Genomic DNA, 19,222 nt, shown 5'->3' with positions numbered 1-19,222 from the left:
AATAAGTAAGCTCTTCAATCAAACAAGTAGCTCACTTATCTTCTTTTTATAAAAGGCCGTATAAATTCCTTTCTAAAAAATAGGTTTTATTTATAAATTATTGTACTACATCATTTAGGCGTAATCAGATATATCTAAAAGAAAACTCGCATAATATCGTTCCAAGTGACAGCAATCATCAAAACAAGCATGATAACAACGCCAACTAGGGTGATATAAGTTTCGGTTTCTTGTTTAAGCGGTTTACGACGAACAATTTCGATAAGGTTCATCAAAATTTTTCCACCGTCCAAGGCTGGAATCGGAATCAAATTCACAATTCCTAAGTTCATTGACAATAGCGCCAATAAGTAAAGAACTGAAGTCAATCCATTTGAAGCAGCTTGACTTGAAGCTTGGTACATGGCAACAGGACCACCTAATTTATCCAAACTAAAGTTTGAAATCAAGCCTTTCAAAGCTGTCAGAATAGCGGTCGCGCTTTGCCAAGCCATTTGGAAGCCACCAGTGACCTTGTCCCAGAAACCTGTTTTCAATTCTGGCGAAACACCGATATAATAACTACCATTATTTTCTTTCGGTGTTATATCAAGCGTTTCAGTCTTTCCTGAGCTGGTTTCAACGGTTACAGAAATCGTATCACCACTTGAAATATTTTCAGTTGCTTTTGTGACAGCCTCCGTCAAATCAGACCAATTAGAGATGTCATAATTTTCGATGGATAAGACACGGTCACCACTTTCAACACCAGCTGCCTGCATGGCACCACCGTCAGTTACTTGAATAACATTCGTTGACGTATCTTGAACACCACCTTGCATGAAAACAAGAAGGATAAAGACAATTGTTCCCAAAATAAAGTTATTCAACGGACCAGCAAAGTTTGTGATTAAACGTCCCCAAACTGTTGCATTTTGATATTGTACATCTAGCGGTGCAATACGGATTTCTGTACCATCTTCCTCGACAATAGTCGCATCATGGTCAACAGAATAAGTTTTCGTTTCATCAAGCACCAGACCTGTGATTTCCAACTTATCCTCTAAATCATAAGCTGTGACATTCATCGGAAGAGCGGTGTTGTCCAACTGCTTTTGTGATAAATTAATACGTGTCACCAAACCGTCTTGATTTAGTGTCAAACTGGCAGGTGTTCCAGTCTTGATTTCCGTCGTATCATCACCCCAACCAGCCATGCGTACATAGCCACCCAGAGGTAGGATACGAATTGTATAAGCGGTACCCTCTTTATCAATATGTGAAAAGATTTTCGGGCCCATTCCGATAGAAAATTCTCGTACTAAGATACCAGACTTTTTAGCAAAGTAAAGGTGCCCAAATTCATGGACAATAACTAAAATTCCAAAAACGATAATAAAGGTTAAAATTCCGAGCATTTTACTCCTTTCCGTACCAGTAAATTTGATATTATCCTAATAATCATTCACTAGCCATTAAGCGACAAGAGTGACTTGTCAGCGTTAACTCACAATCAAATTAGAAAAGACCAAGGAGATGCATAATTGGAAAGACAAAAATCATTGAATCAAAGCGGTCCAAAATACCACCATGACCAGGGATTAATTTGCCTGAATCTTTCACGCCAAAGTGACGTTTGATAGCACTCTCAACCAAATCACCGAATTGACCAAAAATACTAAACAACACAACATAAATAAGCATTGCAAAAAGATTATGCGGTGTATAGACTGCCTTATCAACAAGCATGAAAATCAAAGCCACAATAACAGCACAGACAATTCCTCCAAGGCTACCTTCGATTGTTTTATTTGGAGAAACTTTCGGCAACAATTTGCGGCGTCCAAAACGACGTCCAATCATGTAAGCACCGATGTCAGTCGCCCAAACGATAAACAAAGCAAATAAAACTTTATCTAAACCGCTGATACGAGCATTAACAAGGTTTTGAAAACCAATGCCGACGTAAAGACTAGCCGCAATCGGATAAGAAACGTCGTCAAATGAATAATCATCACTGTTTAAAACAGTTCCAGCCAAGAGTAGAAAAACTAGCAAGCCATAAACTGAAAAACTTGAGTCCAGCGGTAGCGATGTAAAATAATTATCCAAAGGCACAGTAAGAACAAAAGCTCCCAACATCGCCAAAACACCTTCAATTGAGAAAAATTCTAGACGTTTCATGCGCAACATTTCTGCCACACCAATCATCGCTAAAAGACCAGCAAAAACTTGGAAAGATAAGCCTCCTAACAACAGAAACGGCAGTAAAATCAGTAAGGCAATCGCCCCCCAAATCACACGTTGTTTCATGACATTTCCTTTCTATATTCCACCAAAACGACGATGACGTCGATTGTATTCAGCAATTGCCTTAATCAGCTCATCTTTTTTGAAATCAGGCCATAAAACTGGTGTGAAATAAAATTCACTATAAGCTGACTGCCAAGGCAGAAAATTACTTAGTCGAAGCTCACCGCTTGTTCGAATAATCAAATCAGGGTCGCGGTATAAATACGGCAAGTGATTTGTCATCAAGTGGTTTGAAATCACATCTTCTGTAATGTCATCAGGATTGATTTTAGCTTCAAGCACTTCTTGGGCAATGTTTTTTACTGCTTCTGTGATTTCTGAACGTCCACCATAATTAAGCGCAAAATTCAAAATCAAACCAGAATTGTGCTTTGTTTTCTCGCAAGCACGTTTCATCGCATCAAAAGTATCTTTTGGCAGGCGGTCTGTTTCACCAATAACTTGAACTTTGACATTATTTGCGTCCAATTCAGGGACATATTTATCAAAGAATTCGACTGGTAAATTCATAATGAATTTAACTTCATCTTCGGGACGAGACCAATTTTCAGTTGAGAAAGCATAGACCGTCAAAACTTTAACACCAAGTTCAGAAGCCGCAATGGTGACGTCTTGCAGAGCGTCCATTCCTGCTTTGTGTCCCATGACACGTGGTTGCATACGCTTCTTCGCCCAGCGACCATTTCCATCCATGATGATTCCGATGTGTTTTGGAATCTTTTCAAGGCTTATCGCCTTTTCTTTTTTTCTAAATTTAAACATAAAATTTCCTTAAAAGCATACTCGTTATAATATTTTACCATAAATTGGCAATTTTTTCTCCACTTATTACACGCTTTTAAGCAGATTATGCTGGAAAATTCTCCAAACATTGCATTTAAAAAGCCAGACGTTTTTCACATCTGACTTCATGTATTAATCTTTGCTTTCAATAGCAGTATCTGTACTTGCTTCTTCAGTAGCTTCTTCAACAACTGCTTCTGTTTCTGTTGCTTCTTCGATAACAGTTGTTTCAGGTTCAACAGTTTCTTGTTCTGCGCGGTTAATAACACGTTTCAAAGCGCTCAATTCAAATGTCAAGTAAACACCATCAATGTCTAAAACCATTTTTTGGTTATCTTCATCTACTTCGTCAACAACTCCGTAAAGACCACCGATAGTTACAATTTCATCACCTTTAGCTAATTCTTTAAGCTGATTTTGACGTTCTTGAGCTTGTTTCTTTTGTGAACGTTGCATGAACCAAATCATACCAACCAACACAACCAACATAATAATTGTTCCCATATGTTTCCTCCAAATTTATAAGGTCAAAATTTACTATACCAAATTTAAGTTATCAACGCAAGAATTGACCGTTAAAATGGTAATAAAGCAAGGATTCAACGTGTGAAATCTGTCAATTTTTTCGCATAAAACACTTGAGTCTGCTCTTTAAAGCCTAATTTTTCATACAGACTCTTGGCAGCAATGTTAGCTGACTCAACTGCAATCTGAAAGGCTTTCTCATTTTCAGCAATCAATTGATTCACCAGCCTTTTCATAAAATAAGTGCCAATTCCTTGACCGCGGCAATCCTCAACCACCGCAAAACCGTAAAAATAGTTATAATCCGTACTAAAATCAACTGTACAAGAGGACAAGACTGTATCTCCTCTCATGACAGTATACAGCTTGCCATTCTCATCTTCCAAAGCCCCTTTGGCATAATGAAGCGCTTGTTCTTTCGATTCTTTAAAAGCCTTCATTTGGAAATCAGCAATAGCTTCAATATGTGCTGTACTAGCCTCAAGAACGGTTAAATCCGTGCGTTCTTCTAAAGGATATGGTTCTCGCTCACGTGTCAACCAATATTCAAAATCAGGTTCTAACACCATGCCCAAATGTCTGATCAAGTCAGGATTTTTGTCTAAAAAACACTTCTCAGTCATGATGATTGGTCTTAGTTGATAATCACGTCTAATCTCATCAAATTCACGCCAGAGCGCCTTTGCATACCCCTTTCGACGATGATTTGGGTGAACCAAAATAGCAAGCTCGGCTTCTTGACAATCAGCATAAACGGTTAATAAAGCCACTAATTTTCCCTCATCATAACCCAAGAAAAACGCTGCCATATCCGCATCAAAATTAAGCTGATTAGACAAATACGGTGTGCGATGTGTCTGGTCAAACGCTTGAACAACCTTGATAAGTACATTAGCTGCCAACAATTCCTCATCTGTTAAAACATTAGCCCTAATAATTTCCATAATATCTCCTTTTATAATCAAGAATAGGACACCAAGTTGAACTTGGTGTCCTATTATATTTATCTATCATTATACCCATTTGGGTGGCTTGAGTGCCATGCCCATGCTGAGGCAATGATTTTTTCAATGTCGTCAAATTGTGGTTTCCAACCAAGGACTTCACGCGCTTTGTCAGATGACGCAATCAAGGTATCTGGGTCACCAGGGCGACGGTCAGCCAGTTCAGCTGGAATTTCTTTGCCGGTCACTTTACGAGCTGCTTCGAGAATTTGAAGATTTGAAAATCCTGTTGAAGAACCAAGATTGAATGCCGTTGACGGATTACCTTCACGAAGGTATTTAACCGCAAGCAAATGCGCATCTGCTAGGTCAAATGGGTGAACATAATCACGGACATTTGTGCCATCTGGCGTGTTGTAATCATTACCAAAAATCATGATTTTTTCACGTACACCTTGTGCCACTTGCAAAATAATTGGTAACAAATGTGTTTCTGGCCCATGGTCTTCACCGATTGAACCGTCTGGTTTTGCACCAGCAACATTGAAATAGCGAAGCGGTACAAATTTAATACCGTAAGCTTGGTCAGACCATTTCATGATTGTTTCCATCATGAGTTTACTTTCGCCATACGGATTAATTGGGCGTTGTGGTGTTGTTTCTTTGATTGGAATTTCATCTGGGATGCCATAAGTTGCTGCTGTTGATGAGAAAACAATGTATTTCACGCCAAATTCATTCATCACTTCAAGTAATTTGACCATGCCTGCTGTATTGTTATCAAAGTATTTTAAAGGTTTTTCCATTGATTCAGCAACCAATGAATAAGCAGCAAAGTGAATGACAGCATCAATATCTGGATTTTCTGTAAAGACTTTACGCATAAAGTCTTGGTCAGCAAGGTCGCCTTGATAAAATGTCGCATCAGGGTGAACCGCAGCACGGTGCCCTGTCACCAAACTGTCAACCACGACGACTTTTTCGTCACCTTTTTCAACCAAACGGTCAACCATGTGAGAACCGATATAACCAGCCCCACCAAGCACTAAAATTGACATGTATTTCTCCTATTCTAACCCCACGCTATCTACAAAACGCATAAAGGCAGCTTGACCTTTTTCATCACGTTTGTAAACACCTGCGTCTTCTAAAACACGAACAAAAACTTTTCCGACTTCCTCTTGTACAATATTATGCACTGATTTAGCCGTAATATCCGTACGTTTTTTAATATTATCTGCCCAATCTTTGTGATAGTCAGCGATTTCATTATACTGGTTCAAAAGATATTTTTCAACTTCTGACAGTTCATCTTTCAGACGCGGAGGTAAAATAGCTAAGCCCATAACCTCAATCAGACCGATATTTTCTTTTTTGATGTGTTGCACATCAGCGTGCGGATGATAAACACCGTCAGGAAATTCAGCAGTCGTGTGATTGTCACGAAGGACAATGTCCAATTCAAACAAGCCACGACGTTTACGAGCAATCGGTGTCACGGTGTGGTGCGGTGTGTCTCCTGTATAGGCGACAACATCAACGCTATCATCAGAATAATCACGCCAAGCCAAGCGAATGGTTTCAGCTAGTTCAACCAAACGATTTTTATCAGCGCTACGCAAACGAATAACAGACATTGGCCAGTTGACAATACCAGCTGTCACATCAGAAAAGCCTTTGAAATGAAACTCACGGTCTAGCTCTGCTATTTCCATAGGAAAGACATGATGCCCACCTTGATAGTGATTGTGTGTCAAAATTGACCCACCAACAATCGGTAAATCAGAATTTGACCCTGCAAAATACCCTGGGAAAATATCAACAATGTCCAATAATTGCGCAAAAGTATCCTTGCTAATAACCATTGGCACATGCTCAGTATTTAAAATAATGCAGTGCTCATTGAAGTAAGCATAAGGTGAATACTGGAAGCCCCATTTTTCATCACCTAACTTCATACGGATAATGCGGTGGTTAGCACGGGCAGGGTGGTTAATCCTACCTTGGTAACCTTCATTTTCCATGCAAAGTTGGCATTTTGGATATGAGGAAGCTTTGACCAGTTTAGCTTGTGCAATAGCTTTGGGGTCTTTTTCAGGTTTTGATAAATTGATTGTGATTTGAATATCGCCATATTGTGATGGTGTTGTAAAGGCAATATTTTTTGCGATTGCAGCAACTTTAATGTAATCGTTGCGTTTGCTGAGGGCGTAAAAATCTGCGATAGCTTGTTGAGGAGATTTTGCATAAGTATCCCAGAATTTACGGTTCACCTGACTTGGGACAGGCGTGATAAAATTCATTAGCTCAGCACCCAAACAATCTTTTTCAGCCACCAATTCACCAACCTTGCCATTTTGCACGGCTAGGTCAACCAGTTCATCTTTGAGGGCAATAAGCTCTGTTTGCTTCGTTTCTTGCTGTACGCCTTCTTCGCCAACAAGGGCAAGGACACGATTACGCAAGTAAAACATATCATCTGCTGTGTAGTCGCTAACTGCAATGACTTTAGCAACAAAAGTATCTAAAAGTTTCATTTTTCTTCTCTAATCTTACTTATTTTCGAGACAAGACACGTGAGCCACCTGCAATTTCAGCAATGTAGAAAGCTGGCGCATAGCCAATGATTTCTGTATAAACCTTGCCGACATTTTGGGTGAATTCATCAACTTTATCTTTAGAGACAATGGCAATACCGCAGCCACCAAAGCCCGCTCCTGTCATACGAGCTCCAAGGACACCTTCTTGTTGCCAAGCGGTATGAGCAAGGGTATCAAGCTCAATACCAGTCACTTCGTAATCATGCTCAAGTGACACATGTGAGGCATTGACCAGACGACCAAATTTTTCAAGTTCACCTGCAATCAAAGCTTCTTTGGCTTGAAGAGTGCGTTGATTTTCCCAAACAGCGTGACGAGCACGTTTGAGACGATTAGCATCTTTAATGAGGTAACTGTATTCATCAAAAGCTTGCAAATCAAGTTCACCAAGTGTCTTGATATCAAGCACTTGATTCAATTCTTCAACGGCTTTTTCACATTCGGCACGACGTTCATTGTATTTTGAATCAGCCAATTCACGGCGTTTGTTAGTATTCATGATAACAATGACATTGTCACCTAAATCAAGCGGCACAAGGTCGTATTCTAATGTGTTGGTATCAAGGTAAATAGCTTGCTTGTCAGCTCCCATACCAATAGCAAATTGGTCCATGATTCCTGAATTAACGCCGATAAATTCATTTTCCGTTTGTTTACCAATTTTTACTAAGTCAAGACGGTCTAAGTTGAGGTCAAATAATTCTTCAGCAACAATTCCGACCAAGAGCTCTAACGAAGCTGATGATGACAAGCCTGAACCGTTTGGAATATTCCCATTGACGTAAAGGTCAAAACCAGTATTAATCGTATGCCCAGCTTCTTGCAAGAATTTGATAACTCCTTTTGGATAATTCGTCCAGCTGTCTTTTTTATCAAAGACAAGATTAGCAAGGTCAACCTCGATAATGCCTAAATCAGCAAAGTTTGCTGAATAAAAACGAAGTGTTTGGTCATCACGTTTGCGAGCTGCACCGTATGTTCCAAGGGTGATAGCCGCTGGGAAAACATGACCACCATTGTAGTCTGTATGTTCACCAATCAAATTGATACGTCCTGGTGAGAAAAAGGTTGCGTCTGCTTCATTGCCAAATACGGCTGTGAAGGCTTCTTTTAATTCTGTAACTTTCATGAGGGTCTCCTTTTTTACTTCTTCTATGATTACGGTTTCATTGTACACCTGCTGATGTTCTAAGTCAATAAAGTTTACTAAAGTTTTACTTAAAATTTTCTTTATATTAATTTTTGTGCTATAATAAAGATAAGAAAGAAGGGATGACTTATGGCTACATTAAAAGACATTGCAAAGTTGGCAAAGGTTTCATCAGCAACCGTTTCTCGGGTGCTTAATCAAGATGCTACCCTTTCTGTTAGCGAGGAAACACGGCATCGCATTTTAACCGTTGCTGAAGAGTTGGGGTACGAAAAGCACAAACGCAGCACAAATATCTTACAAGAACGGCAAAAAATTGCTATTGTGCAATGGTACAGTGAGCAAGAAGAACTCAATGACCTCTATTATTACAGCATTCGTATCGGAATCGAAAAACGCGCTCAAGAGCTGGACTATGATATTATTCGTTACTTTAATAATGATATTTTAACGATTTCTGAAAACATCTGTGGTATTATTGCCATCGGTAAATTTTCTAGCGCACAAATTTCAAAACTCGAAAAATTGTCTCAAAATCTTGTGTTTGTTGACAGCGACACACTCAATGCAGGACACCCTTGCGTGACCACTGATTTTGATAATGCTGTTATCAAGGTGCTTGATTACTTTATGGACCAAGGGTTCACAAAAATCGGGATGATTGCTGGCGAAGAACGCACAACCGACCAACAAGAACTCATTGTTGACCAACGCTTCCGTACTTTCAAAAATTACGCCTATGAAAATAATCTCTACAATCCTAACTACGTATTTGTCGGAGATTTTTCAGCACAAGCAGGATATGAATTAATGAAAAAAGCCATTACCGAACTTGGTAATGACCTCCCTCAAGCTTTCTTTGTTGCCAATGACACCCTTGCAATCGGTGCGCTTCGCGCTCTCCAAGAAGCTAGTATCATTGTGCCAGACCGCGTTAGCCTCATCTCTTTTAACGACACCCCACTAACTAAACAAGTCTTTCCAGCCTTATCAAGCATCACTGTCTATACTGAAGAAATGGGACGGACTGCCGTTGACATCCTTAATCGCCAACTTATCAACCATAACACTATCCCAACAATGACAAGACTTGCAACCACCCTAACATTGCGAGATAGCACGAAATAAAAGACGTTAATAACGAGCTCCAAATTTAAATTTGGAGCTCGTTTTATTTCATATTTTCACCCAACTTTAACGCAAAAGGCATCCCATGGTTGAAGTTGATGATTTTCAAAATCAGCAAGTTCTGCGGTATTGCTGATAATAGTTGCTTGGTAGCTAAGGTCGCATTCAAATGGTTGCGCTTGGTCTGATAGGTTAGCCACAACAAGATAAGTAGCGTCCGCAGTTTTTCTGAGATAGGCAAAGACCTTATCTGCTGTCTCTAAAAGTTCAAAATCCGCATCAATCAACCACTCATTTTCCTTGCGAAGCTTGATGAGTTTTTGATAAGTATAGAAAATAGATTCTGGATTGTCTAAAGCAGCTTGGACATTGATGTCCTGATAGTTTGGATTAACTGGCAACCAAGTCTTATCAGCTGTTGAAAATCCTGCATTCTTGCTACTATCCCATTGCATTGGCGTTCTAGCATTATCGCGTCCAATCATGCGAATACTGTCTAGCACTTCTTCTGACGTCTTACCATTTTCAAGCGCTTCTTTGGCAAAATTGAGCGACTCAATGTCATCAATTTCTCCTAAATCCTTGAAAGGATAGTTAGTCATGCCGATTTCTTCTCCTTGGTAGATGTAAGGCGTACCACGCATTAGGTGCAAGCAAATCGCTAGCGCTTTGGCTGATTTTTCACGATAAGTGTCTGTGTCTCCCCAAATAGATAAAACACGTGGCAAATCATGATTATCCCAAAAAAGCGAATTCCAACCCTGACCAAGCTCAAGCTCTGTCTGCCACTTGTTGAAAATGGCTTTGAGTGCGGGAACATTTAATTCTTTTTCGTATTCCCATTTTGAAGCATTTGGCTTGTGTTGCAGACCGATATGTTCAAATTGAAAAACCATTGATAATTCTTTTTCATCTGGGGATGAGTACTGCTTAGCAATTTCTGGTGTTGCGCCCCAAGTTTCGCCAACCGTTAACAAATCCTTTCCAGCCAAGGTTTCTTGATGCATTTCTTTGAGATAATCATGCAATTTTGGTCCATTATTAGAAATTAATTGGTCTGGCATTTTCCCAATCATGTCAATCACGTCCATACGAAAGCCAGAAATACCTTTGTCAATCCAGCGATTCATCATGTCGTAAACAGACTTGCGTAATGCGAAATTTTCCCAATTCAAATCTGGCTGTTTCTTGCTGAAAAAGTGCAAATAATATTGCCCAGTTTTGCCATCATATGCCCAGGCAGAGCCACCAAAAATAGAATCAAGCTCATTTGGTTCATCACGCCAAATGTAAAAATCACGGTATGGGCTGGCAGGATTTTCACGCGCTTCAACAAACCAAGCATGTTCATCTGATGTGTGATTAACCACCAAATCCATGATAATGCGAATACCACGCGCTTTTGCCTGCGCTAGCAATTCTTCCATGTCAGACATATCTCCAAAAATATCCGCAATCGCCTCATAATTTGAAATATCATAACCATTATCATCCATCGGAGACTGATAAACGGGAGAAAGCCAAATCGCTGTAATACCAAGCTTTTGTAAGTAGTCAAGTTTACTGATAATCCCTTGCAAATCACCAATTCCATCACCATTTGAATCCTTAAATGATTTTGGGTAAATTTGATAAATGGTTGCTTTATGCCACCAATGTTTTTCCATAGTGCACCTCTATTTTGATTTATTTGTCTTTATTTTAGCGCTTTCTTGTTATTTGCGCAAGCGTTTGCGTTACAAAAAAATAAAAAGGAAGCTAGGAGTTTGCCCAGCCACCTTTAGATTATAAGAAAGTAACTTCTTCCCCGTTTTCTTTAACTGCGTAGCTTAACTCTTTTAAATTAATTTGGGCTTCCGCAACCACACTGCTACCTTGATTACGGCGAGTGATTACAAGCGTATTTTCATCTAATATCTCTACATCAATACTGCCATCAAGGTCAAAAGCAGCTGATTGATTTCGAAAAGTAAAGAGTTTGAGCAAAGCTTGAACTACTGGGCGTCGGACTTCTTCAGCAATTTCTTCATTCGTGTAATAATGACGATTGATGTTGCGACCTTCTTTTGTTTTTTCTAACAAATCAAGGTCATTTTTTCCTGCTAAAAATCCAACATAATAAACTTGTGGAATACCCGGGGCAAAAACCTGAATCAAGCGTGCTAAGAAATATTTCTTGTCATCATCACCAAGTGCAGAATAATAAGTCGAATTAATCTGATAAATATCGAGATTATTGTATTCAGCAGATGAGTATTTACGTTTGACATTAGCACCAACTTTATAAAGCTCACTGGAGGTATAATCAATTTCATCATCTGTCAAAATATCTTTGACATCAACCACACCAATTCCATCATGTGTATCAAGCGTTGTAAATTGCTTCATCGGCGACATTTTCAACCATTTTGCCAAACGGTCAACTTTTCTGCTATATAGGCTATAAAGCGTCACCATTGGAAGTGCAAAATCATAGACATAATAGTCATGCTCAGCAATCTTAAACTGGATTGAATAGTGCTCATGAATTTCTGGAAGCAATTCTGTGCCAGATTCCGCTGCAATGCTACGCACTTTATCAAGTAATTCCCAAATGTCTGGCTCCACAAAGAAATCATTGGTATCCAATTTCTTAACTGCATAAGCAAATGCATCTAGACGAATGAGGTCACATCCATTTTCTGCTAGGTGTTTGATGGTTTTTCGAATGAAATCCATGGTCACTTCTTTTGTCACGTCAAGGTCAATTTGTTCCTCACCAAATGTATTCCACAAATGCTCAACCGAACCATCTGTAAAATGAATTTCTTGTTTTGGTGCGCGGTCTTTACGCTTGTAAATCAAGTCCACATCAACTTGTGTCGGACGATTTTCTGGCCAAAATTTATCCCAGTTAAGAAACATATCCTTGTAAGCACTAGCTTCGTGTTTTTCTTGATAATCTTTGTAATATTTTGATTGACGAGAAATATGGTTAATCATGAAATCAAACATAAGATAATAGTTTTCACCCAAGCCTTTCACATCATCCCAAGTACCAAATGTAGAATCTACCTCATCATAATCGACAGGGGCAAAACCACGGTCACCAGTTGACGGAAAGAATGGCAATAGATGGATACCACCAACTGCCTCCCCGAAATACTTATCAAGATTTTGTTTAAGTTCTTTTAAATTTTTACCCAGACTATCCGAGTAAGTGATTAACATTGTTTTATTTTGAATTCCCATAGTTATTCCTTTATTTTATTTTCATCATTTATATTGTGATATCGTTGAACTCGGGCTACGGGCTTGGTGAAAAAGATGAGCCTCCTTGTGCCTTAATGACACCGCATCACTTCCTTATTTTTTTCACTGTGCCCGCTATACGCCTTATATATTACGACGTGAGAAAACAAAATCGATAATATTTTGTTTTCGAGCTAGTAAGGTGGTTAGCTAAGCCGCAATAGCGGTTAGCGTTAGTTAATGAATTGCTTTAGCAACCATCAACTATACCAAGTTAAATTGAACACGACCTACGAGCAGTGCAAAAAAGATAATTTTGTCCTAGAACGTACACGTTCTTCGTCAAAATTCCTATTTTTGCTACGCTCGCTATACGGCCTCTGTATCCTTACTTCACTGCGCCATTACTCATTCCTGAGATGATGTGTTTTTGGAAGATAAGATAAACAATTGTGATGGTAATAATACCGACGACATATGAGGCAAAGCTTGGTCCGTAATCGCTGAGGTATTGTCCTGTGTAGTTGTATTGGAAAAGCGGCAATGACCATGACTCTGAAGATTTATTCAACATTAAGAGGGGGAGCATAAAGTCATTCCAGAACCAAAGAGCATTGATAATCAAAGTTGTGGCATGCATTGGTTTTAACATTGGAAAGACCACTTTGCGGTATGTGGTAAATTTATCAGCTCCGTCAATTTCAGCAGCTTCATCCAAACTTTCAGGAACACTTAGCTTAATGTAACCAACATACAAGAATAAAGTTTGCGGTACAGCATAAGTCAGATACAAGATAATCAAGCCCCAAATATTTGTCAAACCAAGTCGGCTCATCATAACTGTGATTGGAATCATGATAACTTGAAATGGCACGAAAATTCCCAAAATTAGCAAGCTATACATGATGTTAAAAGCGCGTTTTTTGCTCATGTTACGCGCAATTGAATAGGCTGCCGCAGGAATAAATAGGGTTACCAAAATCACCGAAACAACTGTAATAATCGTTGAATTCCAGAAATAATGTCCAATACCGTCAGCCAACAAGCGTGTGTAGTTACTCAAGGTGACAGGATTTGGAAAAGCAAAGAAATGTTGCATGATATCTTTAGTCGTCTTAAATGAACTAAAGACTGTTGCTAGCAATGGAATCAAAATCAAAATTGATCCCATGACTAAGAGCACATATTTCCAAAAAGTATGATAACGTTCTTCTTTTTTCATATTTCACTCCATTTATACTTCGAAACGACTTGATAATTTCAATTGCAACACTGACACCAAAACAATAATAGCAAAGAGAATCAAGGCAATAGCGTTAGCATAACCATATTGGTTACTTGAAAAGGCGTAATTGTAAACCAAAAGCCCAATTGAAGTTGTTGAATTGCTTGGTCCACCACCAGTCAAAGCAAAAATCTGGTCAAAAGCTGTCAAACCAGCTTTAAGCGCCATGATAAAGACCATTGAAATACTTGGCAACAAATATGGCAATTCAATATTCCAGAACGTTTGTTTGCTATTTGCACCATCAATTGCTGCTGCTTCTGTGATTTCACTTGGGATAGTTTGAAGCCCTGAGAGGAAAAGGATAATTGGCATTGCGACACCTTGCCATAGCATGACAAAAATTGCTGCAAAAATGGCGCCGCCAGATGTCCCTAGAAGACTTGTTTTCAAGAATTCAATGTTCAAAACTTCACCAATGGCAGGTAATCCATAGTTAAAGACTTGTTTGAAAATCAAAGATACTGTTAACCCTGATAAAACAGCTGGGAAAAAGAACCACGCTCTAAAAAAAGTTTGTCCTTTGATTTTAGCATTCAAAGCTCGCGCTACCCAGATACCAATGACAATTTCTCCCACAATTAAAGCAAGAGTTAAAATTAAGGTAAACCCAAGCGCCTTAAAGAATTTGCTATCAGTCATCAAAATTTTATAGTTATTAATCCCTACAAAATCAAAATTATAAGTCAAGCCAGTCCAGTTCGTAAAACTATAAAAAGCTCCCTGAAACATTGGAAAATAGAAGAAAATAGCTTGTAACATTAAAGGAATAATCAGAAATGTCCAGCCCCAATACTTATTTAAAAATTTTCGCATTCTACTCTCCTCCTATTTATTTACGTCAGCTTTCATTGGATTGAAGAATGCATTTAACTCACTAACATATTGATCAGCATCTTGATTCAAAAGATAGTTAGCTGTCAAACTAAAGAAATCTTCTTCGCTTGTCCAATTTTCACCAAGCCAAACATAGTGTTTATCTGTAAATGCTAGCTGATAAAGCGGAGCAAGTGGAGAATTGTCATCTTCAACCACACCCTCTACAGACACTGGTGAACCATCAACATCATAATATTTTTGCATAGCCTCAGCTGACGCCATATAGGAAATAAATTTTTCACATTCTTTTTTGTGCTTTGTTGATGATGAAATTGATAGCGCCAAATCTCCCGCTCCAACTGTAACTTCTTGACCAGTTTTTTCACCAGGAAAGGCAAATGTTGAAATTTCAAAATCAGGATCTTGTTGTTTAATCGCTGCTAATACCCATGAACCACCTGGTAACATCAAGGCTTCTTCAGTCGCAAATGCCACAACAGAATCGTTGTAAGAAGCACCTTCCCAATTACTTTGCTGGTTCCCCTTATCAGCAAGTAAATCCAAACGAGTTAGAACTTCCTTAACTTCATTATCAGAAGTTGAGATAGAATTAACGGGAGAAAAACGAAGGTAATCATTTGCCTTATCACCACTACCAGTCACGCTAATGTAAGCCAGCTGATGATAACCATTTAAAGTCCAACCTTCACTACCAGCAAGCGCAAATGGTGTTTCACCGTCAGCCTTGATTTGTTTTACCAAAGTTTCAAATTCATCCCAAGTTTCTGGAACTTTGAGTCCTAATTCGTCAAATTTTGTTTTATTAAAGTAAATTCCTGAAACATTGGCTGATAAAGGCACGCTATAAATTTTTCCATTTACTGCATAGTTTTCTGCATAGTTATTTTTGATGTTCTCAAGATAAGACTTACCTGTCATATCTTCAAAATAACCAGCTTTTGCCCACTCTTTAAAATCTACATTCTGAGGATAAATGTTAATGACATCTGGGGCGTCACCTGCAAGCATACGTGTTTTTAGAACTGTTCCAGCACTTGGAACACTTGTCATTTTAACGTGAATGTTAGGATTTTCTGCTTCAAAATCCTTAATGATTTCTTTTAACGTATCCACCATTTCTGTCTTTTGATTGAAATATTCAATAGTTACTTTGCCATCAGCCGATGTGTCATCCTCTTTTGAACACGCCGTCAATATTAAACCAGCAGTGGTAGCTAAAGCTACTATGCCAGCAGCTATCAATTGTTTACGCCATTTCATTGAAAACCTCCTTATTGTTTCACAAAATAGTATTGTTTGCTGAGATAGTCACCTTGTGGGAGAGTTACGGTCAAACCTGCATACATGAGTTCAGCCCCGGAGAAAACTTGTCCTGTTTCTTGTAAGCGATAGGTATCTGCTTCCTCTAAACCTTTCAGCTTGAGCGTCGTTTCAATTGTTTCAATCATTGAAAGTGTGCGAACGTAAGTTACAACGACTTTATCTTCATAGACAAATTGCACAGCCGCTTCATTTGCGCCTTGTTCTGGATTGATAAGACGATAATGCTTCCCAAATTGGACAACTGGACGAATGTCTTTGTAGTGAGAAACCTGAGTAGCAATCACTTCTTTTTCACTTTCTGGTAGGCTTGTCAAATCAAGTTCGTAGCCAAGATTTCCCATCATAGCAACATTTCCACGTGTTTCAATTGGTGTTGTGCGTCCCATTTGGTGATTTGGGCTTGCTGAAACATGGGAACCCATAGAGATAGTTGGGTACAGATAGCTTGAACCATATTGAATTTGCAAACGAGAAATGGCATCTGTATTATCACTAGCCCAAACTTGTGGGAAGTAGCGCATCATTCCAAGGTCATTTCGACCACCGCCACCTGAGCATGATTCAAAGAGAATATTGCTATGTTTTCCAGTCAAATAGGATACCAAATCATACAAACCTAACATATATGCATGAGATTGCATCTTAGTGGCAAGAGCTGAGTCGCCATTTCCGATATTTGTGATGTTACGGTTATAATCCCATTTGACATAATCAATAGCATTTTCTGTCAAGATTTTATCGATAGCTAATTTAATATAAGCTACCACATCAGGGTTGGCAAGGTTAAGTACCAATTGATTACGAGAATAAGTATGAGCACGACCCTCAGCTTGAATAGCCCAATCAGGATGGGTACGGTAAAGGTCACTATCTACAGAAATCATTTCCGGTTCAAACCACAAACCAAATTTCAAGCCTTTAGCATGAACTTTATCAATCAAATCACTCAATGGTCCACCGAGTTTTTCTTCATTGACACCCCAGTCACCAAGTGCACGATTATCGTCAAATCGATTTCCAAACCAACCGTCATCTAAAACAAAGAGTTCAATACCAAGTCTGCTTGCTTCATCAACTAAATCAAGCAATTTTTCTTGCTTGAAAGCAAAATAAGTCGCTTCCCAGTTATTGATAAGAATCGGACGCTCAACATGAGCAAATTGTTTTGGCATGATATGATTTTGCACAAACAACTGGCTTTCTTGGCTCAAGTGTGTCAAACCTTTTGCCGAATAAGTCATCAAAGCCACTGGCGTTTCAAAATTATCTCTAGCTGCCAATTGCCAAGCAAAGTTATCATCATTAATACCAATCCCTAAGCGAACTTCATTCAATTGATTTTTTTGAACAAAAGCTTGAAAATTACCACTATAAAGTAGCTGCAAAGCAAGGGCACTGCCAGCATCCTCCGTCGCTGTCCTATCACACAAAATCACAGCTGGAGTCTGAGCATGACCAGAAGCTCCGCGATTTGAAGCAATGCTAAAGATGCCTTGCTCGACCATTTGACGACGAACTGTTTTCTCACGCGCATAAGCTCCTTGCAAAGTCACCACATCATAATTTCCAGCAGGTACATCAAGCATAGTTGATAAAGCACGGTTGATGATAACAGCTTTATCGGATAGATTACTAATCTTAGCAAAGGTTGAAATAGTTGCACGATCTGCATAAGCTGTGTAATAAAGCGTCAGACGCAATTTAGCAAATTCATCTTCTAAGATAAACACTAATGTTTCAGCACCTTCCATTGAATGAGGACTAGGTAATCCTGTTGCCTCAACAACTCCATGTAAAATATGACTATCTTTTAACTTAAATTGTGTTAATTCATTGTTATCATGTTGAATTTTAAGTGATGGGCAACGAAAATCACCAAAGCCATGCACACCAAAGATTTGACGTTGGGTATCATAGCTAAACGTACGATTATCGGGAGTCGGATTGCCTGAAAAAGCATGATCTTTCTCAAATATCGCATTTGAACCGTGATAGTTAGCGATTTTACCACCAATATGACGAAGAAGTAAATCACCTTCTCGATTCTCAATAATCATTGACATCTCTTTACTCTGAATATAGAAAAGATTTCCTTTGATTGTAATTCCCACAAGTTTTCCTCCTCTATTTTTACTAAAATTTTACCACTAAATTACCCCTTGTTGAATGGTAGGATGTTGGACAAATATGGTAAAATGTTGCTTATAGAGGAGATGATAGTTTGAACGTTCTAAATACCTATAACGAATTTGATACCAATAATTTTGATCTAAATGTTGACCACTACGGGGCTGAAATTTGTGACAAAAACTACTCTTTTGGTCCAACTATTCGTGATAATTTTGTTCTGCATTTTATTGTTGATGGTAAAGGAAAATTTACTATTGATGGCCAAACCACTGAACTTGGTGTTGGTGATATGTTTATCCTTCCCAAAGGAAAAGTGACCTTTTATCAAGCTGATAAAGAACATCCTTGGACATATCTCTGGGTCGGATTTAGCGGTTCAAAGGCTGAAAGTATTTTAAGTAAAACTCAGCTACTAGAGCAATACTTCTGCCATTCAACACTTAAGTCCAGGGTTCTTGATCAAATCGTCAAATTAACTCAATTTCGCGATCAAAAACTTGATGACGTGACTGAACTCCAACTGATTGCTGAACTTTACAAACTACTTGCTTACCTAATAGAAGAATCTCCCAGTAAAGCAATTTCTGATGGTAGTATTCTTATTCAAAATTATATTAGACAAACTAAAAAAATAATTCACTCACAATATGGAACTTCTTTAAAAGTGGGAGAAATTGCTGATAAACTCAATCTCAACCGCAGCTACCTCTACAAGATTTTCAAAGAAGAAACTGGCTATTCGATCAAAGATTATATCATCCAAGTCCGCATGGAAAAAAGTGCTGATTTACTTACCAACACTACTTTTCATATCTCAGAAGTCGCAAGCGCCGTAGGCTTCACAGATGGTCTCACATTCAGCAAAGCCTTCAAAAAATACTTCAACCAAAGCCCAAGCAATTACCGCAAAACACTAAAAAATTAAGCAAAAAGCGTTAGGATTTTCTTACCTAACGTTTTTTTACAACACCCAAAATCCCCCAAGAGACTA

General features: G+C 38.7%; 16 protein-coding genes. 2 read left to right on the top strand and 14 right to left on the bottom strand.

The window, feature by feature from the left end; translation table 11 throughout:
• Positions 1-134 precede the first annotated feature (134 nt).
• From rseP to BTR42_RS01265, 8 genes are all read right to left on the bottom strand, one after another.
• The gene (gene rseP / locus BTR42_RS01300) at positions 135-1,397 is read right to left on the bottom strand and encodes an RIP metalloprotease RseP (RefSeq protein WP_009853340.1); all 1,263 of its coding nucleotides are present in this window, start codon (positions 1,395-1,397) and stop codon (positions 135-137) included.
• Positions 1,398-1,497: 100 nt separating this feature from the next.
• On the bottom strand, positions 1,498-2,292 hold the full coding sequence (locus tag BTR42_RS01295) for a phosphatidate cytidylyltransferase (RefSeq protein ID WP_009853339.1): 795 nt from the start codon (positions 2,290-2,292) through the stop codon (positions 1,498-1,500).
• 12 nt (positions 2,293-2,304) lie between these two features.
• Positions 2,305-3,054 (bottom strand): undecaprenyl pyrophosphate synthase, encoded by a 750-nt coding sequence (locus BTR42_RS01290; protein WP_003063129.1) that lies wholly within the window; start codon positions 3,052-3,054, stop codon positions 2,305-2,307.
• A 153-nt stretch (positions 3,055-3,207) separates the two neighbouring features.
• Complete coding sequence (gene yajC, locus BTR42_RS01285; protein ID WP_009853338.1) at positions 3,208-3,579, bottom strand: preprotein translocase subunit YajC; 372 nt, start codon at positions 3,577-3,579, stop codon at positions 3,208-3,210.
• A 95-nt stretch (positions 3,580-3,674) separates the two neighbouring features.
• Entirely contained in the window at positions 3,675-4,544 is an 870-nt protein-coding gene (locus BTR42_RS01280) for a GNAT family N-acetyltransferase (RefSeq protein WP_077496010.1), read from the bottom strand.
• A 59-nt stretch (positions 4,545-4,603) separates the two neighbouring features.
• Complete coding sequence (gene galE, locus BTR42_RS01275) at positions 4,604-5,602, bottom strand: UDP-glucose 4-epimerase GalE (RefSeq protein ID WP_009853336.1); 999 nt, start codon at positions 5,600-5,602, stop codon at positions 4,604-4,606.
• Positions 5,603-5,611: 9 nt separating this feature from the next.
• The gene (gene galT / locus BTR42_RS01270; RefSeq protein WP_077496008.1) at positions 5,612-7,081 is read right to left on the bottom strand and encodes a UDP-glucose--hexose-1-phosphate uridylyltransferase; all 1,470 of its coding nucleotides are present in this window, start codon (positions 7,079-7,081) and stop codon (positions 5,612-5,614) included.
• A gap of 19 nt (positions 7,082-7,100) precedes the next feature.
• The gene (locus BTR42_RS01265) at positions 7,101-8,273 is read right to left on the bottom strand and encodes a galactokinase (protein WP_074658407.1); all 1,173 of its coding nucleotides are present in this window, start codon (positions 8,271-8,273) and stop codon (positions 7,101-7,103) included.
• Between the two features lie 150 nt (positions 8,274-8,423).
• On the opposite strand from BTR42_RS01265, the gene BTR42_RS01260 reads away from it, so the two are divergent.
• Complete coding sequence (locus tag BTR42_RS01260) at positions 8,424-9,422, top strand: LacI family DNA-binding transcriptional regulator (RefSeq protein WP_077496006.1); 999 nt, start codon at positions 8,424-8,426, stop codon at positions 9,420-9,422.
• Between the two features lie 56 nt (positions 9,423-9,478).
• Here the strand turns inward: BTR42_RS01260 and dexB are convergent, their stop codons facing one another.
• The 6 genes from dexB to BTR42_RS01230 all read right to left on the bottom strand — a co-directional run bounded on the left by dexB (position 9,479) and on the right by BTR42_RS01230 (position 18,212).
• Positions 9,479-11,089 carry a glucan 1,6-alpha-glucosidase DexB gene (gene dexB, locus BTR42_RS01255; protein WP_077496004.1) on the bottom strand — a complete coding sequence of 537 codons (1,611 nt, stop codon included), beginning with the start codon at positions 11,087-11,089 and terminating at the stop codon, positions 9,479-9,481.
• Positions 11,090-11,207: 118 nt separating this feature from the next.
• A complete protein-coding gene (gene gtfA / locus BTR42_RS01250) occupies positions 11,208-12,653 on the bottom strand; it encodes a sucrose phosphorylase (RefSeq protein WP_009853331.1) in 1,446 nt (481 codons plus the stop codon).
• Positions 12,654-13,041: 388 nt separating this feature from the next.
• On the bottom strand, positions 13,042-13,875 hold the full coding sequence (locus BTR42_RS01245) for a carbohydrate ABC transporter permease (protein ID WP_061458877.1): 834 nt from the start codon (positions 13,873-13,875) through the stop codon (positions 13,042-13,044).
• A 12-nt stretch (positions 13,876-13,887) separates the two neighbouring features.
• The gene (locus BTR42_RS01240; protein ID WP_009853329.1) at positions 13,888-14,754 is read right to left on the bottom strand and encodes a carbohydrate ABC transporter permease; all 867 of its coding nucleotides are present in this window, start codon (positions 14,752-14,754) and stop codon (positions 13,888-13,890) included.
• Between the two features lie 12 nt (positions 14,755-14,766).
• Positions 14,767-16,038, bottom strand: coding sequence for an extracellular solute-binding protein (locus BTR42_RS01235; RefSeq protein ID WP_009853328.1), 1,272 nt, complete (start codon positions 16,036-16,038; stop codon positions 14,767-14,769).
• Positions 16,039-16,049: 11 nt separating this feature from the next.
• The gene (locus BTR42_RS01230; protein WP_077496002.1) at positions 16,050-18,212 is read right to left on the bottom strand and encodes an alpha-galactosidase; all 2,163 of its coding nucleotides are present in this window, start codon (positions 18,210-18,212) and stop codon (positions 16,050-16,052) included.
• 110 nt (positions 18,213-18,322) lie between these two features.
• Between BTR42_RS01230 and BTR42_RS01225 the strand changes: the two genes are divergently transcribed.
• The gene (locus tag BTR42_RS01225) at positions 18,323-19,156 is read left to right on the top strand and encodes an AraC family transcriptional regulator (protein WP_077496000.1); all 834 of its coding nucleotides are present in this window, start codon (positions 18,323-18,325) and stop codon (positions 19,154-19,156) included.
• Positions 19,157-19,222: the final 66 nt, after the last annotated feature.

The sequence above is a fragment of the Streptococcus gallolyticus subsp. gallolyticus DSM 16831 genome, from assembly GCF_002000985.1.
In the GTDB taxonomy this organism is placed as follows: domain Bacteria; phylum Bacillota; class Bacilli; order Lactobacillales; family Streptococcaceae; genus Streptococcus; species Streptococcus gallolyticus.
Note: the sequence above shows the minus strand (reverse complement) of the source record. Positions and strands in the feature narration are given on the sequence as shown.

Coding starts and splice junctions, on each gene's coding strand:
- rseP (WP_009853340.1), bottom strand. CDS start 1,397: ATGCTCGGAATTTTAACCTTTATTATCGTTTTTGGAATTTTAGTTATT.
- BTR42_RS01295 (WP_009853339.1), bottom strand. CDS start 2,292: ATGAAACAACGTGTGATTTGGGGGGCGATTGCCTTACTGATTTTACTG.
- BTR42_RS01290 (WP_003063129.1), bottom strand. CDS start 3,054: ATGTTTAAATTTAGAAAAAAAGAAAAGGCGATAAGCCTTGAAAAGATT.
- yajC (WP_009853338.1), bottom strand. CDS start 3,579: ATGGGAACAATTATTATGTTGGTTGTGTTGGTTGGTATGATTTGGTTC.
- BTR42_RS01280 (WP_077496010.1), bottom strand. CDS start 4,544: ATGGAAATTATTAGGGCTAATGTTTTAACAGATGAGGAATTGTTGGCA.
- galE (WP_009853336.1), bottom strand. CDS start 5,602: ATGTCAATTTTAGTGCTTGGTGGGGCTGGTTATATCGGTTCTCACATG.
- galT (WP_077496008.1), bottom strand. CDS start 7,081: ATGAAACTTTTAGATACTTTTGTTGCTAAAGTCATTGCAGTTAGCGAC.
- BTR42_RS01265 (WP_074658407.1), bottom strand. CDS start 8,273: ATGAAAGTTACAGAATTAAAAGAAGCCTTCACAGCCGTATTTGGCAAT.
- BTR42_RS01260 (WP_077496006.1), top strand. CDS start 8,424: ATGGCTACATTAAAAGACATTGCAAAGTTGGCAAAGGTTTCATCAGCA.
- dexB (WP_077496004.1), bottom strand. CDS start 11,089: ATGGAAAAACATTGGTGGCATAAAGCAACCATTTATCAAATTTACCCA.
- gtfA (WP_009853331.1), bottom strand. CDS start 12,653: ATGGGAATTCAAAATAAAACAATGTTAATCACTTACTCGGATAGTCTG.
- BTR42_RS01245 (WP_061458877.1), bottom strand. CDS start 13,875: ATGAAAAAAGAAGAACGTTATCATACTTTTTGGAAATATGTGCTCTTA.
- BTR42_RS01240 (WP_009853329.1), bottom strand. CDS start 14,754: ATGCGAAAATTTTTAAATAAGTATTGGGGCTGGACATTTCTGATTATT.
- BTR42_RS01235 (WP_009853328.1), bottom strand. CDS start 16,038: ATGAAATGGCGTAAACAATTGATAGCTGCTGGCATAGTAGCTTTAGCT.